The organism is Bradyrhizobium sp. Leo78, from assembly GCF_059512425.1.
This window is the reverse complement of the sequence record NZ_JCAMOT010000026.1, coordinates 64,805-79,714: the sequence shown is the minus strand read 5'-3', so window position 1 is coordinate 79,714 and position 14,910 is coordinate 64,805. Positions and strand designations below refer to the sequence as shown.

Genomic DNA, 14,910 nt, shown 5'->3' with positions numbered 1-14,910 from the left:
GGAGTTCGCCTTACGATGGATGGCGCCTCCTCGGCGGTATGCTCATTCGCTGCCTGCCTTGTACGCCGCCTTCGCGACGTTGCGCTGGCCCGACAGCTCAGCGAATGTCCGCTGTTTCTCCAGCCACGCGTGATATTCTTTCTCTTCCTCGACGACGACCTTGCTGCGCATTTGCGCGTGCGCGGCGCCGCAGAGCTCTGCACAGAGGACCTCGAACGTTCCGGTGCGCGTGGGCATGAACCAGTAATAGGTCACCGAGCCCGGTATCATGTCCATCTTGGCCCGGAACTCGGGCACATAGAAATCATGCAGGACGTCAATTGAGCGGAGCAGCACCTTCACAGGCTTGCCGATCGCCAGGTGCAGATCGTCGTTTTGAACAACGATGTCGTCTTTTCCGTTCGGATCGTCGGGATTCAAGCCCATGGGATTGTCGGCACTGATAAGGCGGGCGTCAGTGGTCCCCAGCCGGCCGTCTTTTCCAGGAAGCCGGTAGCTCCATTGCCACTGCTGTCCCATGACCTCGACTTCGGTCGCACCGGCCGGGACGGTCACGAACTGGTGCCAGACGACCAGTCCGGGTGCCAACATCGCCGCGACGCCGATTGCTGTCCCGACGCTGAGCCACCATTCGAGCCGCTTGTTTTCAGGATTGTAGTCCGCCCGCCTTCCCTCCTTGTGGCGGAAGCGGAAGACGCAGTAGGCCATGAACGCGACGACCGCGACGAAGACCGCGCCGGTGATCCAGAATGTCAGGGTGATGGTGTCGTCGATGTAGCCCCAATTCGAGGCAAGCGGCGTCCACCACCACGGGCTGAAGAGGTGGAACACCACCGAGGCGATTGCGACCAAAAGCAGAATAATTGCTACAGCCATCCCTCATGCATCCTTGCCGCTAAAAGGCTGCGGATACGAACCGGAGGGCGGAGCTCACGTCTGTCGCGATGGCGGACTTTACATCCGCTGTCGTCGTGCCTCTTGCCTCGCCCATTCCACTGGTCGCGACGCGGATTGCACGCCACGACCGCAAGTCTCATCGGAGCTGGGGGCGTTGGATGAAGGATGGTACGCGTCGAGCCGGGCGTCAATAGTGGAGTATGCCGCGCCCCGCGTCAGCGGCGGCGCGCAAACCGTCAATTGTCGGACGGCAACCGTCGCCTGATAATGCGACGCAACAAGAGAGATTGTGCAACCGCACAATTCACCCAACCGTGAGCGCCATCTTGCTCTCATCTCCTTAAGCTCCTACACCATTGCGACAGGTGTCGCCCGGCAAAGCTCCTTCTCGCTGAATCTGGCTCGCCGGGCTCGATCGCGATTTCGGCGCATGAGGCGAATGTGCGCGAGTTGAAGGCCGCGCCGTTCCCCCTTGCGATCACGAGCAAGGAGACCGGAGCCATGGCCACTCAGTATTTTGCAAGACCTCACCTGCAATTCTTCGGCGTCTCCACCGCCTATGCCGTTCGCAGGATCAGCCTTTCGGACTTGCGCGACGCGCTGCGCCTGGGCTGGGAAGACTTCCAAGCGATACCAACTCACGCTGTCGTCCTGTGCGGAATTTATCCTGTTCTCGGTCTTGTGCTGTTCAGGCTGGTCCTTGGCTATTCGGTGCTGCCGCTGCTGTTTCCACTGGCGGCCGGTTTTGCGTTGATCGGCCCTTTTGCCGCGCTCGGCCTCTACGAACTCAGCCGCCGCCGCGAACGCGGCGAGGAACCCGCGGCATGGCATGCGATGCACGTGCTGAGCGCACCGTCCTTCGGCGCCATTCTCGGCCTCGGCGTGCTCCTGCTCGTTTTGTTCGGGGTCTGGATCGCCACCGCGGACGCTATCTACGTTGCCACGTTCGGCCACGCCGCGGCCGCCAGCATCCCTGATTTCGCAACGCGCGTGCTGACAACGCCGGAAGGCTGGTCGCTCATCATTATCGGCTGCGGCGTCGGCTTCCTGTTCGCCGTCGTGTCCCTGTGCGTCAGCGTCGTATCGTTTCCGTTGATGCTGGACAGACATGCCACCGCGATAGACGCCATCCGGACGTCGCTGCGGGCCGTGAAAGAGAACCCATTTGTGATGGCCGCATGGGGGCTGATCGTGGCGGCGCTGCTGGTGATCGGTTCGCTGCCGTTCTTCGTCGGCCTCGCTGTCGTGCTGCCGGTGCTCGGTCATGCCACCTGGCATCTTTATCGGAAGGTGGTCGAGCCCGACCCGAATCCCCCACAGGAGGAGCCTCGCACGCCGATAGGTCATCGCTACGCAGCAGATTTCCCGGCGTCGCTGTTCCCGTGGAGCCACGAACGCTAGCCGGAGCGCCCTTGAACCTGCCAGCCCGGCCGTTGGCGCCATTCAGGTCATCAAAAGAAATCCCCAGCGATCGGGTAAGATCGCTGGGGCTTGCTACCAACTTTGGTTGCGGGGACCTGCAACCATCTCAAATTATTAGTTGGAGGCAACGGCTAGAGGGGCTGATCGGTCGGACGGAAGGGATAGAGCGAAACTCGAAGTGGCGGAGAGACGGTCAGTCAATCCCCGTTGAAAGACAAAGCCCTCTACGTCCGCTTTGTCCCGATAGCGACCAAGTTCGTGGGGCAACGCAGGATGTCGCGATGGGCCAGAAGCTGACATGGATCTTCCCCAGGGCGGCAATTCATTGTTCATGTCTGCTGCATGCGCGAGCAAGTCGTCTCGAAAGGCGCGACTTCCAAGTCGCATGGTTTTGCGACTTGATGGTGTGTCGAGGAAAGATCCCGGCGCCAAATCCTGTTGCTCACTTGCCGCCAGTGACATCGAGGAACGTGCCGGTGACGAACGAGGCCTCCGCGCCGGCTAGCCACAGGATCGCGCGCGCCACCTCTTCAGGCTGCCCGCCTCGTCCCATCGGGATCGAGTCCTTGACGCGATCTACTCGCCCCGGCTCTCCGCCGCTCGCATGCATTTCGGTGTAGATGTGTCCGGGGCGAATGCAGTTGACGCGAATTCCGTCGCGCGCGACCTCTTTGGCGAAACCGGTCGTGAATGTCTCCAGCGCACCCTTCGATGCGGCGTAGTCGACATATTCGCCCGGACTGCCGAGCCGGGCCGACGCGGACGAGACGTTGATCACGGAGCCGCCCCGCCCGTTGTAACGATAGGACATCCGCCTGGCAGCCTGCTGTGCGCAGAGAATGGGACCAATCGCGTTGACGGCGAAGATCCGCTGCATCCGCTCGAAACCAAGGTCCTCAAGCCGGGACTGCCGCGCAAGGACAGCAGCGTTGTTCACCAGTACATCGATCCGGCCGAACTCCCGGTCGATCGCCGCGAAGAGCTGCGCCACCTGCTCCGGATCCGCACTATCCGCGCGCACGGGCAACGCCCGCCGCCCCGCGGCTTCCACATCAGCCGCCACTGCAAGGGCGGCAGCTTCGTTGGAGACGAAGCTGATCGCGACATCGTAGCCCTGTGCGGCAGCAAGCCGCGCCGTTGCCGCGCCGACGCCACGACTTCCACCCGTTATCAGAATAAGCGGCGCCTGCGAGATGGTATCCATTGAGCGAACCTCCATGTGGTGATGGGATGATGATCCAGGACTGTGACCGGCCGATACGCACGGCGCGGCGGCATTGGTCGTTCCGCCGCCCGTCCGGCATCGGCATCAAACGAACTTCTCGCGCGGTCCTGCGGCGGAGCTGCGCAGGTGGGGCCGCAGGGCCAGCACGAGTGGGACGACCAGGGCGGCCGTCGCCGCCGAGGCCAGCACGCCAATCATCCGACTGCTGTGATCGGCAACCGCGCCGTAGAGGATCGGCGCGAGACCTCCTGCGCCGATGACGCTCGTATAGAAGACCGCGAAAGCCCGCCCCGTATCGCCGTCGGAAAGCTCCGGCACGGTGCCATAGAGCACCGACGAGGTGCCGTTCAGCACGATGCCGAGCAACGGCAGCAGGATGAGCGTTGGCGTCAGTGGCGTGAACAGCGTCGCCACGATGAGCAGGGCTGTTACGGCCTCGCTCACCATGACGCTACCGACAACGCCCAGCCGCTCGCCGAGCCAGCCGAATGTCGCCTTGCCGAAGGCGCCACCGATGAACAGCAGGGCAAGCGCGACTCCAACGGCCGGCAAGCCCCCGCCCTGTCCATGGATGAGGAAGGGCAGAAACAGCAGATATCCCATGCGGGTCGCCGTATCGAGCGCGCCGATCGTCGTGAGGATGCCAAAGCCGCGGCGGCCGCGGCCGGACGTCGCCTCTCCCGTGACATTCCTCGTCACGGAGGCCGCCGGTGCCAGCGACACCAGCGCGACCACCAGGACGGCTCCAAGCATCGCCATCAAGCCCAGCACCGATTGCCAGGCGAAGATCGGCAGCAGCACCGCGATGAGCGCCGGCAACGCGGCTTTTCCGAGATCGCCGGAAAAGTTGTAGATGCCGAGCGGCCGTCGCGCCGCCGCGCCATAACTGTCGGTGACGAGCATCGAACCACGTGGGTGCTGGATGCTCGATCCGATGCCGGCTACGACGAGGCCGACGCAAAGACCCGCGAAGCCGAACGGCAGCGCCATGATCAGCAAGCCCCCCGCCGCAGCGACGGTGGACAGGATTAGCGCCGCGCGCGGCGACAAGCCGCGAAGAACGCGGTCGGCCGGGATCTGCATGCCTCCCATCGTCCCGAAATACAGTGCGCGCACGACGGCGAGCGCCGCATAGGACAGGCCGAACTGCGCCTGCCAGACCGGCAGGAAGGCATAGAGACCGTCGGTATAGCCGTCATGAAGCGCGTGGGTGAGGCACGCGGCCAGCAGGCTGCGCGATTTCGCCGGGGCCGACGAACTTGATGCGGTTTCGCGCGGACGGCTCGCAGCCGCCATCGCTGCGTCGTTCATGTCGATTTCTCCGCTTCCGGGTTGAAGGAGAACTCTTGCAATGATAGAAAATCTACACCGCGATCCCTTTCGGACCCGCCGATGCGCTGATTTTCGCGACAAATCCAATCTGGACTATTGAGGCGACCGTCACAAATCAGTAATAATCGAGCTATGAGTTAGGATTTCTATCCAATGAGTATTCCCGTCCAGCGCAGGACTTTGCCACCGCTCAACGCCGTCCGCGCTTTCGAGGCGGCAGCTCGCCTTGGCAGCTTCAAGGAAGCGGCGACCGAATTGGGCGTGACACATGGCGCAATCAGTCAGCAGGTGCGCCTCCTTGAGGATCGGCTAGGAGCGCCCGCGCTGTTCTGGCGATCAACGCGGCGGGTCACGCTCACACCCGCCGGCACAGCGCTGCTCGAGGAGATCGGCCCGGCGCTCGACCTCATTTCGTCCGCTGTCCGGCGCCATCACGCGACACGCGGCGAAGTGCCGGCCGCCGTGCTGCGCGTCAACGCGCTGGCGACGTTCAGCATGCGCTGGCTTCTTCCCCGGCTGAGCCGTTTTCGCAACGAACGACCCGACATCGAGGTCCGCCTCACCACGTCAAACGACCCGATCGACGCGCTTGCCGACACGTTCGACGTGGTCATCCGCGGCGGCCCGGATTCGTTTCACGGCTTTACGTCCCGGCTGTTTCTTTCGGAGCGCCGATTGCCGGTCTGCAGCCCCGCACTCGTCGCGAAGCTGCCGCTGGAGGACGTTTCCGATCTCGCGCAGCACACGTTGCTGAACGTCACGTCGATGCCGCGGCTATGGCACGATTGGCTGGTGCAAGCCGGACAGCCTCGCGTCACCCCGGCGGCGACGCTGACACTCGATCATTTCTTTCTGACCATTCAGGCGGCGATCGATGGTTTGGGCGTGGCGATGGGACCGACCGCCCTGATCGGCGACGACGTCGCGGCCGGCCGCCTGATCGCGCCGTTTCCCGATGTCAGCCTTCCGGCGAGGAGCTACTTCGCCTACTTGCCCGCGGGCACCGAAAGTGGCTCACAGACAGCGGCGTTTTGCGATTGGCTGGAGCAAGAAGGGCAGCAATCCGCCGGAAACGCAACGGCCGCATGACGAACTGACCATGCCGCCTGGACTGGCAAAACCCTCGAACGTTCCGCAGCGGCTATTGTTCAACGCTTTTATCGATCGTTGCTAGTCTGGATTTCGGTTGTTGCAAATCCCGACCCGAGCCCGACATGCTTCAACGTCGGTCAAAGGGCCCTTGCCAATGCAAATGTCAGCTTCCGGTCACGATGGGTCATTGAATGCCACGCTGAGCGGTGTCCGGCCTCCCCCCGTGAGCTGACGCAGCGATCTTCCATCCGGGTTTCAACTATAGGCCACAAGGCGACCTCGGAGGCAGCCGATTCGGGTGACCTACCGCTCTAGCTCTGTGCGAATTCGATCACGGTGCTGGATGTGCAGCACCTGACATGCATTAAAGTTCTCCAGAAGTATCTTAGCTTTCGCTAGATCGTGGCCGAGGCGGGCGAGGTTTACAATCCGTTGCTCTTGCTCAGCAATGTGTCGTTCGGCCTCGGCAACGTGCCCCTCGGCTTCCTCCAAGTGACGAAGCTGCATCGCGCGAACTTCTGATTGAAGAAGGTCTGACATAGCTCGCTCCCGTCCTGTGCAGGCGGGAGCGCAACCGTCTCTCAGCCACCAGCGCCCGTATCGCTCACTGCCAGTGATGTCCTGACTCTACCATCACCTGATCAGGCAGCGGGATGAATTCGTGGTGCTGTCGCCCGAGGAAAGTGTCGGGGCGGGGGCAAGTCTGGAGAACCCTGATGGGGGCTGAGATAGTTGGCTTGGTCTGTCGAATGACGCGGTCAAGTGCGGCGGCGTTCTCGCGATGGAGCCGCGTTCAGCGAAGTCCGGTCTACCGCGGCGAGCCGACGTAACAATCCATAATGCAGTCTTCAGCTATGGCCACAAGCGGACATCGCTCACCCGGGCCCTCGCACCCGCGCCCTTTGAGCGCTCAGCGGAACAACCTCCACCGTGGCACTTTCGGTCATGCGGTCGCGCTCGATCGTCAGCCGCACCTGCCGGCCGACCGGCGTCAGCCCGATCAGGTTGCGCATCTGCGTCGCGCTGCGGACGGGAATGTCGTTGGCCTTGAGGACGACGTCGCCGCGGCGCAGCCCCGCGCGCTCCGCCGGAGAGCCGGGACTGACTTCCTTGATGCGGGCGCCCTGCGTCGCGCCCGTGGCCGGCGCTTCCATGTCCTCCAGCGCAATGCCGATGCGCCCGCGCTCGACTCGTCCGGTCGCCGCAAGCTGGTTCATTACCTCGCGCGCCATGTTGATCGGCACCGCAAAGCCAATGCCAACATTGCCGCCGCCCGGCGAGATAATCGCCGTATTGATGCCGACCAGCTGACCTCGCAAGTTGATCAGCCCGCCTCCAGAATTGCCGGGATTGATTGCCGCATCGGTCTGGATGAAATCCTCATAGCCGTGCTTGCCGAGCCCGGTGCGCCCGAGCGCGCTGACGAGGCCCGAGGTGACGGTCTGGCCGAGGCCGAACGGATTGCCGACCGCGATCACGAAGTCACCGACCTGAAGCGCGTCGCTGTCGCCGAGTGCAATAGCCTTGAGCCCGGCAGGCTCCCTGATCTGCAGCAGTGCGATATCGGTGGGCGGATCGCGGCCCACAACCCGACCGGCGAACTTGCGGCCGTCCTTGGTCCTGATCTGCACTGCGGTGGCATTGGCGACGACATGGTTCGCCGTCAGCACATAACCGCGCTGGGCGTCGACGATCACGCGCGAACCGGTCGCGCTGACTTCCTTCTCCAGTTGCTTCGGGACGTTGAAGAACTCGCGGAACAGCGGATCCTGGTAAAGCGGATTGTCCTCGCGCACCCGCCCCTGTACCGAAATGTTGACGACCGCCGGCGTCACTTCCCGCACGAGCGGCGCAAGCGTCGGCACGCGGCCTGTATTGAGGTCCGGAATCTGGGCGGTGGCCGGCGCTGCCGACAGCGCCCACCACAACCCGGAGATGACGCCCAGCCATCCGAGCAAACGCAAAACTCGCATGAAATCTCCCCCAGAATCTGTCTTTCGGCCTCTAGCGGCCGCCGCGTCGGTTAGCTGGTTGAGTGAAAATGGCCGTTCAAGAGGCGGCCTGGCACTCGGCCGCCCGGAGTGACAAAAATTTATTTAGGGACCCTTGACGGACTTTTTTCCGCTTCCTAGGTCGTTTTCCGCCCGGGGCCGGTCCCGGACCCGGCTTTATGACATCGCTGACCTGACAAGGAGGATGTGCATGCATTTCCGTCCATTGCACGACCGCGTGCTCGTGCGCCGCATCGATGCCGAAGAGAAGACCGCTGGCGGCATCATCATTCCCGACACCGCGAAGGAAAAGCCGCAGGAGGGCGAGATCGTCGCCGCGGGGCCTGGCGCGAGGAATGAGCAGGGCCAGTTGACCCCGATCGACGTCAGGCCGGGAGACCGCGTGCTGTTCGGCAAGTGGTCCGGCACAGAGGTGAAGATCGACGGCGAGGACTACCTGATCATGAAGGAGAGCGATCTTCTGGGCGTGGTCGACAAGACCGGCTCGCTCAAGAAGGCCGCCTGAGCAAATTGCAAGAGCTGACAGTCATTAGGAGAAAGGAGCAGGCAAATGGCTGCCAAGGACGTGAAATTCTCCACGGAAGCCCGCGAGCGGATGCTGCGGGGCGTGGACACGCTGGCCAACGCCGTGAAGGTCACCCTCGGTCCCAAGGGACGCAACGTCGTGATCGAGAAATCCTTCGGCGCACCGCGCATCACCAAGGACGGCGTCACCGTCGCCAAGGAAATCGAACTGGAAGACAAGTTCGAGAACATGGGCGCACAGATGGTGCGCGAAGTCGCCTCCAAGACCAACGACCTCGCCGGCGACGGCACCACGACTGCGACCGTGCTGGCCCAGGCCATCGTCAAGGAAGGCGCGAAATCCGTTGCCGCTGGCATGAACCCGATGGACCTCAAGCGCGGCATCGATCTTGCGGTCGACGCCATTGTCAATGACCTCAAGTCCCACGCCAAGAAGGTCACCTCCAACGAGGAGATTGCCCAGATCGGCACCATTTCGGCCAATGGCGATACGGAGATCGGCCGCTTCCTTGCCGATGCGATGCAGAAGGTCGGCAATGAGGGCGTCATCACCGTCGAGGAAGCCAAGAGCCTCCACACCGAGCTGGAGGTGGTCGAGGGCATGCAGTTCGACCGCGGCTTTGTCTCGCCCTACTTCGTCACCAACACCGAAAAGATGCGGGTCGAACTCGAGGATCCCTACATTCTGATCCATGAGAAGAAGCTGTCCGGTCTACAGACCATGCTGCCGCTGCTCGAAGCGGTGGTGCAGTCTGGCAAGCCGCTGCTGATCGTGGCCGAGGATGTCGAGGGCGAAGCGCTTGCCGCGCTCGTGGTCAATCGACTGCGCGGCGGCCTCAAGGTCGCGGCGGTGAAGGCGCCAGGCTTCGGCGATCGCCGCAAGGCCATGCTGGAGGATATTGCAATCCTCACCGGCGGCACCGTGATTTCGGAAGATCTCGGCATCAAGCTCGAGAATGTCACGCTGAAGATGCTCGGGCGCGCCAAGAAGGTCGTGATCGACAAGGAGAATACGACCGTGGTCGACGGCGCCGGGCCCAAGAAGGACATCGAAGCTCGTGTCACCCAGATCAAGTCGCAGATCGAGGAGACCACCTCCGATTACGATCGCGAGAAGCTGCAGGAGCGGCTGGCCAAGCTCGCCGGCGGCGTCGCCGTAATCCGTGTTGGTGGTGCGACCGAAGTCGAGGTCAAGGAGAAGAAGGACCGGGTCGACGATGCCATGCATGCGACTCGCGCTGCGGTCGAGGAAGGCATTCTGCCGGGCGGCGGCGTGGCGCTGCTGCGTGCGCTGAAAGCGCTCGATGGCTTAAAGACCGCCAATGCCGACCAGAAGGCCGGCGTCGATATCGTGCGCCGCGCCATCCAGGTGCCGGCGCGGCAGATCGTCCAGAACGCCGGCGAGGACGGCTCGCTCGTCGTCGGCAAGCTGCTCGAGAACTCCGACTACAATTGGGGATTCAACGCGGCCACTGGCGAGTACCAGGACATGGTGAAGGCCGGCGTGATCGATCCCGCCAAGGTCGTTCGCACCGCCTTACAGGACGCGGCCTCCGTCGCGGCTCTGCTGATCACCACGGAAGCACTGGTCGCCGATAAGCCCAAGAAGTCCGAACCGGCCGCGGCAACGCCGCCGACGGATTTCTAATCAAGCACGCGCCCGGCCGGAAACGGCCGGGCTCTCCGCCAACCGCGACGAGAAAGGAAGCTCACAAGCGCCAGGGAGCCTCAGATGAGCACTCGCATTCAGGATCGATCGCGCAAGGTTGGGGCGACGGCAATGCATTGGCTCATGTTCGCCCTCAGCCTTCTCACGATCGCATGGATCAGTTTTCCAACGACAGGAGGATGAGATGACCCGAAACTACGCATCCAGCTCGGCTTGGCCCAAGACATCAGGACGCGGCGTCCGCAGAACCGTCGCAGCCGCTTTTGCCATGGCGATGATGCTCGTGCCCGTTAGCGCCTGGGGGATGGATAGTACGCCAAGGTTGGCGCTCGACAGCGCGGGCCACCTTCTGCCGCTGCCAGCCATTTCCTATCTGGAGTCGGTCCGCTGGATGAGCTGGAAACCGCGGTCCCCGCTTTTCAAGACCGATATCCTGCTGTTGCCGGACAATATTCAGCCAGGCTCCTTTCAACTTCCATCCGAACATGAGCGCAGCTTGCCGAGAGTGAGCTGAGTCCGCACGTGGCGCGATCCGCGCTGCATGGGTCGCGCCTGCTGCTACTGAGGGCAACCATGTTCGAATTGGCACACCGTCAGCAGATTTCCGAGCGCTCCGATTCACACCTGCCCGACGCCGTGCGCGCGTTCCTGATCGAGAGCGACCGGCGGGTGATCGCGCATTGCCATAGCTTGCTGAAGGGAAGCGGCCTATCCGCTGAGGAGCGCCGCCGCTTGATGCGTCTCGCCAGCGAGGCCGAAGCCGAGCTGGAGCATCTGGCCGCCCAAGCTGTGAGCAGCAAAAATTTCGGGAGGCGCCCTTGAAACCATAGTTGTTTTTCGTAGTTTTATTTTGCCGCAAGGCTGCGGCGCCGGATGCCAGATCGGGTCCGGCGGACTGAACTGGGCGCCGGACCGGTGTCCTGCGCTCCTTCGTATCCATCTTGCTCTTAGGAGGACTTGGCTATGAGGAACTTCGATTTCACTCCCCTGTGGCGGTCGACCGTCGGATTCGATCGCATCTTCGATCTGCTCGACGAGACGCAACGGACCGTCGAGGAACACTATCCACCCTACAACATCGAACGGCTGGGCGAAGATCACTATCAGATCACGCTTGCGCTCGCCGGTTTCAGCCCGGACGAGATCGCGATCACGGCCGAGCAGAACGTGCTGACCGTCGAGGGCCGCAAGGCCGACGAGGCGAAACGCGATTACCTCTATCGCGGCATCCCGGCCAAGGGTTTCAAGCGGCAGTTCAATCTTGCCGATTATGTGCAGGTGAAGACGGCAGCGTTCGACAACGGACTGCTGCGGATCGAGCTCGTCCGCGAGCTGCCCGAGACGATGAAGCCCCGCCGCATTCCGATCGGCGGCACCGAGCAGATCACCCACAAGCAGGCGGCCTGACGCCGTCCGTGTTCAACGACATTGGTGCGCATGGTGCGGCATCCGCGCCACCCGGCGTATTTGACAGAGAGGAGTCCAACATGACAATGCGCGATCTAATTCCGTGGAACAAGAACCAGCAGCTCACGACGGGCGAGGCTTACGATCCGTTTCTGACGTTTCACCGTGAGATGAATCGACTTTTCGACGACGTCTTCCGCGGGTTTGGCAGCGTCGGCCGGCCCGGGTCCCCGCTGATCGAAGGCCAGTTTGGCTGGCCACGCATCGAGCTCAGCGAAACCGACAAGGCCGTGACGATTTCCGCCGAGCTTCCGGGACTGAGCGAAAAGGACGTCCAAGTCGAAATCGCAAACGGCGTCCTGTCGATCCGCGGCGAGAAAAAGGCCGAACACGACAATGGCGGCCGCTACAGCGAACGCTACTATGGCTCGTTTGAGCGTCGTATCCCGCTCGATGGCGTCCAGGAAGACAAGGCCGAAGCCAACTTCCGCAATGGCGTCCTCACGGTGAGCCTGCCGAAAACCGAGCAAGCCAGCCAGGGCGTCAAACGGATCGCCATCAACACCAGCAACTGACGTGCCCAGGACGGCGGCGCCCGCGCCGCCGTCCGCCACCAACCTGCAGAAAGGAGCAAGAGGAGAGCAAGACATGAGCAGGCCTGATCGTTTGACGGGCAGTGTAGATGCCCCATTTCATCCCGTATCTCACTATAGTTCGCCAGCCGATGTCCTGAATGATGAGGTGCTGTCGCCTCCTGAGAAACGGGTCATTCTCTCCTCCTGGGCTTCGGACCTGTACACCGTCGATTCCTGCCCAGCCCTTCGCAAGATCCCGGGGCTTGCTGCTCCCATGCATCTTGAGGATATCCTCGCAGCGTTGCGGCAGCTCGACGAAGAGGAAAAAAGGGGCGGCGCCGCTGCGGTAAGATTCACCGCACAAGCGCAGCAAGCAGCGAGAAATCGCCAGCCCCGCATCGCTATCTCGGCGAAGTCACGGTGGAGCAGTGCGGCCAATGTGCGGCGGTATCGCCGATTGCTCGCGACGCATTTGACGGAAAACGAGCGGCGGTTGGTCGAGCACAGACTGGCGGAGGAGCTTGCTCAACTCAGAAGTCAAAGCAATGTCACTGAATCATCGGAGTCTCAGTAGAGATCCGCGGCCGCTGCACCTCTGGCGATGTGCGGCCAAGCTCGTGAACACATGAGGGCCTCAGCCAACGCCGGCTCAGAGTAACGAAGGACGGACTGAAAAATGAGGATTGCTCAGATTGCCCCGCTGTACGAGAGCGTGCCGCCGCGGCTCTATGGAGGAACGGAGCGGGTCGTCTCATACCTGACGGAGGAGTTGGTTCGGCAGGGACACCAGGTGACACTGTTCGCCAGCGAAGATTCCATCACCTCTGCCGAACTTGTACCCTGCACGCCGCGCGCCTTACGCCTCGAGCCGGGCGTCCGCGACGCACTACCCCACCACATGATCATGCTCGACAAGGTGCGAGAGCGCGCTGACGACTTCGACCTCCTCCACTTCCATATCGACTACCTGCACTTTCCGCAGTTTCGCCCGGAGCGTGCTCGTACGCTAACCACCCTTCACGGCAGGCAGGACCTCGCCGACCATATGCCTTTTTATCGGCGGTTCGCGGACATGCCGCTGGTATCGATTTCAAATGCGCAGCGCATACCGGTGCCAAACGCAAACTTTGTCGCGACAGTTCATCATGGCCTGCCGCTCGATCTACTGACGCCTAATTTCGAACCGAAAGGCGGCTATCTCGCATTTCTTGGACGCATCTCACCGGAGAAACGGCCGGACCGTGCTATCGCGATTGCTCGATCGGCCGGCCTTCCCCTCAAAATCGCGGCAAAGGTTGATAAAGCAGACGACAGCTATTTCCGCGACGTTATCGCACCGATGCTGCAAGGAGGCGGAGTGGAATTTGTCGGCGAGATCAACGAAAACACAAAGAACGACTTTCTCGGCCAGGCTGCCGCATTGCTGTTCCCGATCGACTGGCCCGAACCGTTCGGTCTGGTGATGATCGAGGCCATGGCATGTGGTACCCCGGTGCTTGCCTTCCGCCATGGGTCGGTCCCTGAAATCGTCGAGGACGGACTGACCGGCCGGATCGTGTCTGACGTGGAGGAGGCGGTGCGCGCCATTCCGGGCCTGCTGGCCCTCGATCGCAAGGCGATCCGTGCGCGCTTCGAGGAGCGCTTCTCCGCCGCCCGTATGTCAACGGATTACGTGAGGCTCTACCAAAAGATGCTCCGAGAGCACGCCGCGTCCGACGGACGGCTGTCGACGCTCGCCGCCCGTTCGGCCCCACCAGCGGACACGGATCAGAAATACCATCCGCAGCACGGAAGGATAATTGAAACAGCAAATTAAGCCGAAATCGAATATCGGAGGTCAGCGATGCCGACCGGTTTCTATTCCGGTCTTCCCAAATCAATGAGGAGGAACGGATTTACGTGGAGTCGCTGATCCGAGAGGATTTTGAGCGTTGCCATCCCGATGACAGGCTCGACTATCTTAGACGCCGGGGGCGTTTTCCAAAGAGGACAAGGGACTGTTGCGGGACTGGATGGCGGTAGCGGTCCGCCGCGTCGCTGGTACGACGATCTATCAATCTCGCCGGCTCGATTTGCGGGCATTCAAGCCGAGGGAACCGACTCATCGGATTTTGCTCAGAAAGACTGTCTATGTCCGAAAGGAGAATAAATCTCGCTTCGGCTTAACACAGGTAAGTGGACTCGCTGCTCGGATGAGGTGATGCTACTTTTTCCCGAGTGGAGGCGTGCATGGGTTTTTCGATCGAAGGCGGTTCTAAAGAGGACTTTCAAATCGTGATTATCGTGGTGGATAGGCTGGAACAGGAAAGGGCTCAGCTGCTTGCTCTTCGAAAAAAGGTATCGGAAACGGCCGCTGGGCGAAGGCTCTGCAGTGCGCCATTGCGCTCAATCGCCAAGAACGACGCCAAACCGAGGACATGAGCCATGAAGGACCTCACCGGAAAGTGGCACCAACTTCGAGCTGATGCGAAGCACTGTGCCGACCTCGGCATGTCGGCGACCAATCCACGTCAACGCGAGCTGTTTAAGCATTTAGGTGATGAGCTTGCTATCGCGGCGCTTGAGCTGGAACAGGTCGTGAAAAGCCAAAAACCGCATTCGGATTTGGACGAGCAGTGCGACGTCCTGCCCAAAGCCATCGCCGGAAATGAGCGCCCCGGCGCTTGCGGCGCGACTGTTGGCTGAAGATGCTTCTCGTGACTTGGTGGTCCGTAACCTCCTCTTTCCAACGATGTTCCTACGCTTGCGAGATCG

17 protein-coding genes are annotated in these 14,910 nt (G+C 62.0%); 12 read left to right on the top strand and 5 right to left on the bottom strand.

All coding sequences use genetic code 11. The features are described from left to right. Positions 1-42 precede the first annotated feature (42 nt). The gene (locus AC5ZG1_RS28325; protein ID WP_456643303.1) at positions 43-876 is read right to left on the bottom strand and encodes a cytochrome c oxidase subunit II; all 834 of its coding nucleotides are present in this window, start codon (positions 874-876) and stop codon (positions 43-45) included. A gap of 522 nt (positions 877-1,398) precedes the next feature. Here AC5ZG1_RS28325 and AC5ZG1_RS28320 point away from each other — a divergent pair. Beyond that, complete coding sequence (locus tag AC5ZG1_RS28320) at positions 1,399-2,298, top strand: DUF2189 domain-containing protein (protein ID WP_028163040.1); 900 nt, start codon at positions 1,399-1,401, stop codon at positions 2,296-2,298. Between the two features lie 463 nt (positions 2,299-2,761). On the opposite strand, the gene AC5ZG1_RS28315 is transcribed toward AC5ZG1_RS28320, so the two are convergent. Beyond that, positions 2,762-3,523 carry an SDR family oxidoreductase gene (locus AC5ZG1_RS28315; protein WP_496134726.1) on the bottom strand — a complete coding sequence of 254 codons (762 nt, stop codon included), beginning with the start codon at positions 3,521-3,523 and terminating at the stop codon, positions 2,762-2,764. 105 nt (positions 3,524-3,628) lie between these two features. Continuing rightward, entirely contained in the window at positions 3,629-4,855 is a 1,227-nt protein-coding gene (locus tag AC5ZG1_RS28310; protein ID WP_496134725.1) for an MFS transporter, read from the bottom strand. A gap of 174 nt (positions 4,856-5,029) precedes the next feature. Here AC5ZG1_RS28310 and AC5ZG1_RS28305 point away from each other — a divergent pair, with 174 nt between their 5' ends. Beyond that, entirely contained in the window at positions 5,030-5,965 is a 936-nt protein-coding gene (locus tag AC5ZG1_RS28305) for a LysR substrate-binding domain-containing protein (protein ID WP_496134724.1), read from the top strand. A 306-nt stretch (positions 5,966-6,271) separates the two neighbouring features. On the opposite strand, the gene AC5ZG1_RS28300 is transcribed toward AC5ZG1_RS28305, so the two are convergent. Together AC5ZG1_RS28300 and AC5ZG1_RS28295 are read right to left on the bottom strand one after the other, a co-directional pair. After that, positions 6,272-6,508 carry a hypothetical protein gene (locus tag AC5ZG1_RS28300; protein WP_496134723.1) on the bottom strand — a complete coding sequence of 79 codons (237 nt, stop codon included), beginning with the start codon at positions 6,506-6,508 and terminating at the stop codon, positions 6,272-6,274. A gap of 335 nt (positions 6,509-6,843) precedes the next feature. Continuing rightward, positions 6,844-7,941, bottom strand: a complete 1,098-nt coding sequence (locus tag AC5ZG1_RS28295) for a trypsin-like peptidase domain-containing protein (protein WP_496134722.1) — start codon at positions 7,939-7,941, stop codon at positions 6,844-6,846. 229 nt (positions 7,942-8,170) lie between these two features. On the opposite strand from AC5ZG1_RS28295, the gene groES reads away from it, so the two are divergent. From groES to AC5ZG1_RS28245, 10 genes are all read left to right on the top strand, one after another. Continuing rightward, a complete protein-coding gene (groES, locus tag AC5ZG1_RS28290) occupies positions 8,171-8,485 on the top strand; it encodes a co-chaperone GroES (RefSeq protein WP_456646017.1) in 315 nt (104 codons plus the stop codon). Positions 8,486-8,530: 45 nt separating this feature from the next. After that, complete coding sequence (groL, locus tag AC5ZG1_RS28285; RefSeq protein ID WP_456646016.1) at positions 8,531-10,153, top strand: chaperonin GroEL; 1,623 nt, start codon at positions 8,531-8,533, stop codon at positions 10,151-10,153. Positions 10,154-10,358: 205 nt separating this feature from the next. Then, entirely contained in the window at positions 10,359-10,688 is a 330-nt protein-coding gene (locus AC5ZG1_RS28280) for a hypothetical protein (protein WP_456646015.1), read from the top strand. Positions 10,689-10,747: 59 nt separating this feature from the next. Then, the gene (locus AC5ZG1_RS28275) at positions 10,748-10,996 is read left to right on the top strand and encodes a hypothetical protein (RefSeq protein WP_496134721.1); all 249 of its coding nucleotides are present in this window, start codon (positions 10,748-10,750) and stop codon (positions 10,994-10,996) included. A gap of 141 nt (positions 10,997-11,137) precedes the next feature. Next, complete coding sequence (locus tag AC5ZG1_RS28270) at positions 11,138-11,581, top strand: Hsp20 family protein (protein WP_496134720.1); 444 nt, start codon at positions 11,138-11,140, stop codon at positions 11,579-11,581. Between the two features lie 80 nt (positions 11,582-11,661). Continuing rightward, the gene (locus tag AC5ZG1_RS28265; RefSeq protein ID WP_028163049.1) at positions 11,662-12,156 is read left to right on the top strand and encodes an Hsp20/alpha crystallin family protein; all 495 of its coding nucleotides are present in this window, start codon (positions 11,662-11,664) and stop codon (positions 12,154-12,156) included. Between the two features lie 73 nt (positions 12,157-12,229). Further along, positions 12,230-12,730, top strand: coding sequence for a hypothetical protein (locus AC5ZG1_RS28260; RefSeq protein ID WP_456646011.1), 501 nt, complete (start codon positions 12,230-12,232; stop codon positions 12,728-12,730). Positions 12,731-12,832: 102 nt separating this feature from the next. Then, a complete protein-coding gene (locus AC5ZG1_RS28255) occupies positions 12,833-13,972 on the top strand; it encodes a glycosyltransferase family 4 protein (protein ID WP_496134719.1) in 1,140 nt (379 codons plus the stop codon). 413 nt (positions 13,973-14,385) lie between these two features. Beyond that, the gene (locus AC5ZG1_RS28250) at positions 14,386-14,577 is read left to right on the top strand and encodes a hypothetical protein (protein WP_496134718.1); all 192 of its coding nucleotides are present in this window, start codon (positions 14,386-14,388) and stop codon (positions 14,575-14,577) included. A gap of 3 nt (positions 14,578-14,580) precedes the next feature. Further along, positions 14,581-14,841 carry a hypothetical protein gene (locus AC5ZG1_RS28245; protein WP_496134717.1) on the top strand — a complete coding sequence of 87 codons (261 nt, stop codon included), beginning with the start codon at positions 14,581-14,583 and terminating at the stop codon, positions 14,839-14,841. Positions 14,842-14,910: the final 69 nt, after the last annotated feature.

Excerpts from the sequence above, each read along its gene's own strand:
- AC5ZG1_RS28320 (WP_028163040.1), top strand. The coding sequence starts at position 1,399 with ATGGCCACTCAGTATTTTGCAAGACCTCACCTGCAATTCTTCGGCGTC.
- AC5ZG1_RS28305 (WP_496134724.1), top strand. The coding sequence starts at position 5,030 with ATGAGTATTCCCGTCCAGCGCAGGACTTTGCCACCGCTCAACGCCGTC.
- AC5ZG1_RS28250 (WP_496134718.1), top strand. The coding sequence starts at position 14,386 with ATGGGTTTTTCGATCGAAGGCGGTTCTAAAGAGGACTTTCAAATCGTG.
- AC5ZG1_RS28260 (WP_456646011.1), top strand. The coding sequence starts at position 12,230 with ATGAGCAGGCCTGATCGTTTGACGGGCAGTGTAGATGCCCCATTTCAT.
- AC5ZG1_RS28315 (WP_496134726.1), bottom strand. The coding sequence starts at position 3,523 with ATGGATACCATCTCGCAGGCGCCGCTTATTCTGATAACGGGTGGAAGT.
- AC5ZG1_RS28280 (WP_456646015.1), top strand. The coding sequence starts at position 10,359 with ATGACCCGAAACTACGCATCCAGCTCGGCTTGGCCCAAGACATCAGGA.
- AC5ZG1_RS28300 (WP_496134723.1), bottom strand. The coding sequence starts at position 6,508 with ATGTCAGACCTTCTTCAATCAGAAGTTCGCGCGATGCAGCTTCGTCAC.
- AC5ZG1_RS28310 (WP_496134725.1), bottom strand. The coding sequence starts at position 4,855 with ATGAACGACGCAGCGATGGCGGCTGCGAGCCGTCCGCGCGAAACCGCA.
- groES (WP_456646017.1), top strand. The coding sequence starts at position 8,171 with ATGCATTTCCGTCCATTGCACGACCGCGTGCTCGTGCGCCGCATCGAT.
- AC5ZG1_RS28295 (WP_496134722.1), bottom strand. The coding sequence starts at position 7,941 with ATGCGAGTTTTGCGTTTGCTCGGATGGCTGGGCGTCATCTCCGGGTTG.
- AC5ZG1_RS28255 (WP_496134719.1), top strand. The coding sequence starts at position 12,833 with ATGAGGATTGCTCAGATTGCCCCGCTGTACGAGAGCGTGCCGCCGCGG.
- AC5ZG1_RS28270 (WP_496134720.1), top strand. The coding sequence starts at position 11,138 with ATGAGGAACTTCGATTTCACTCCCCTGTGGCGGTCGACCGTCGGATTC.
- AC5ZG1_RS28265 (WP_028163049.1), top strand. The coding sequence starts at position 11,662 with ATGACAATGCGCGATCTAATTCCGTGGAACAAGAACCAGCAGCTCACG.
- AC5ZG1_RS28275 (WP_496134721.1), top strand. The coding sequence starts at position 10,748 with ATGTTCGAATTGGCACACCGTCAGCAGATTTCCGAGCGCTCCGATTCA.
- AC5ZG1_RS28325 (WP_456643303.1), bottom strand. The coding sequence starts at position 876 with ATGGCTGTAGCAATTATTCTGCTTTTGGTCGCAATCGCCTCGGTGGTG.
- groL (WP_456646016.1), top strand. The coding sequence starts at position 8,531 with ATGGCTGCCAAGGACGTGAAATTCTCCACGGAAGCCCGCGAGCGGATG.
- AC5ZG1_RS28245 (WP_496134717.1), top strand. The coding sequence starts at position 14,581 with ATGAAGGACCTCACCGGAAAGTGGCACCAACTTCGAGCTGATGCGAAG.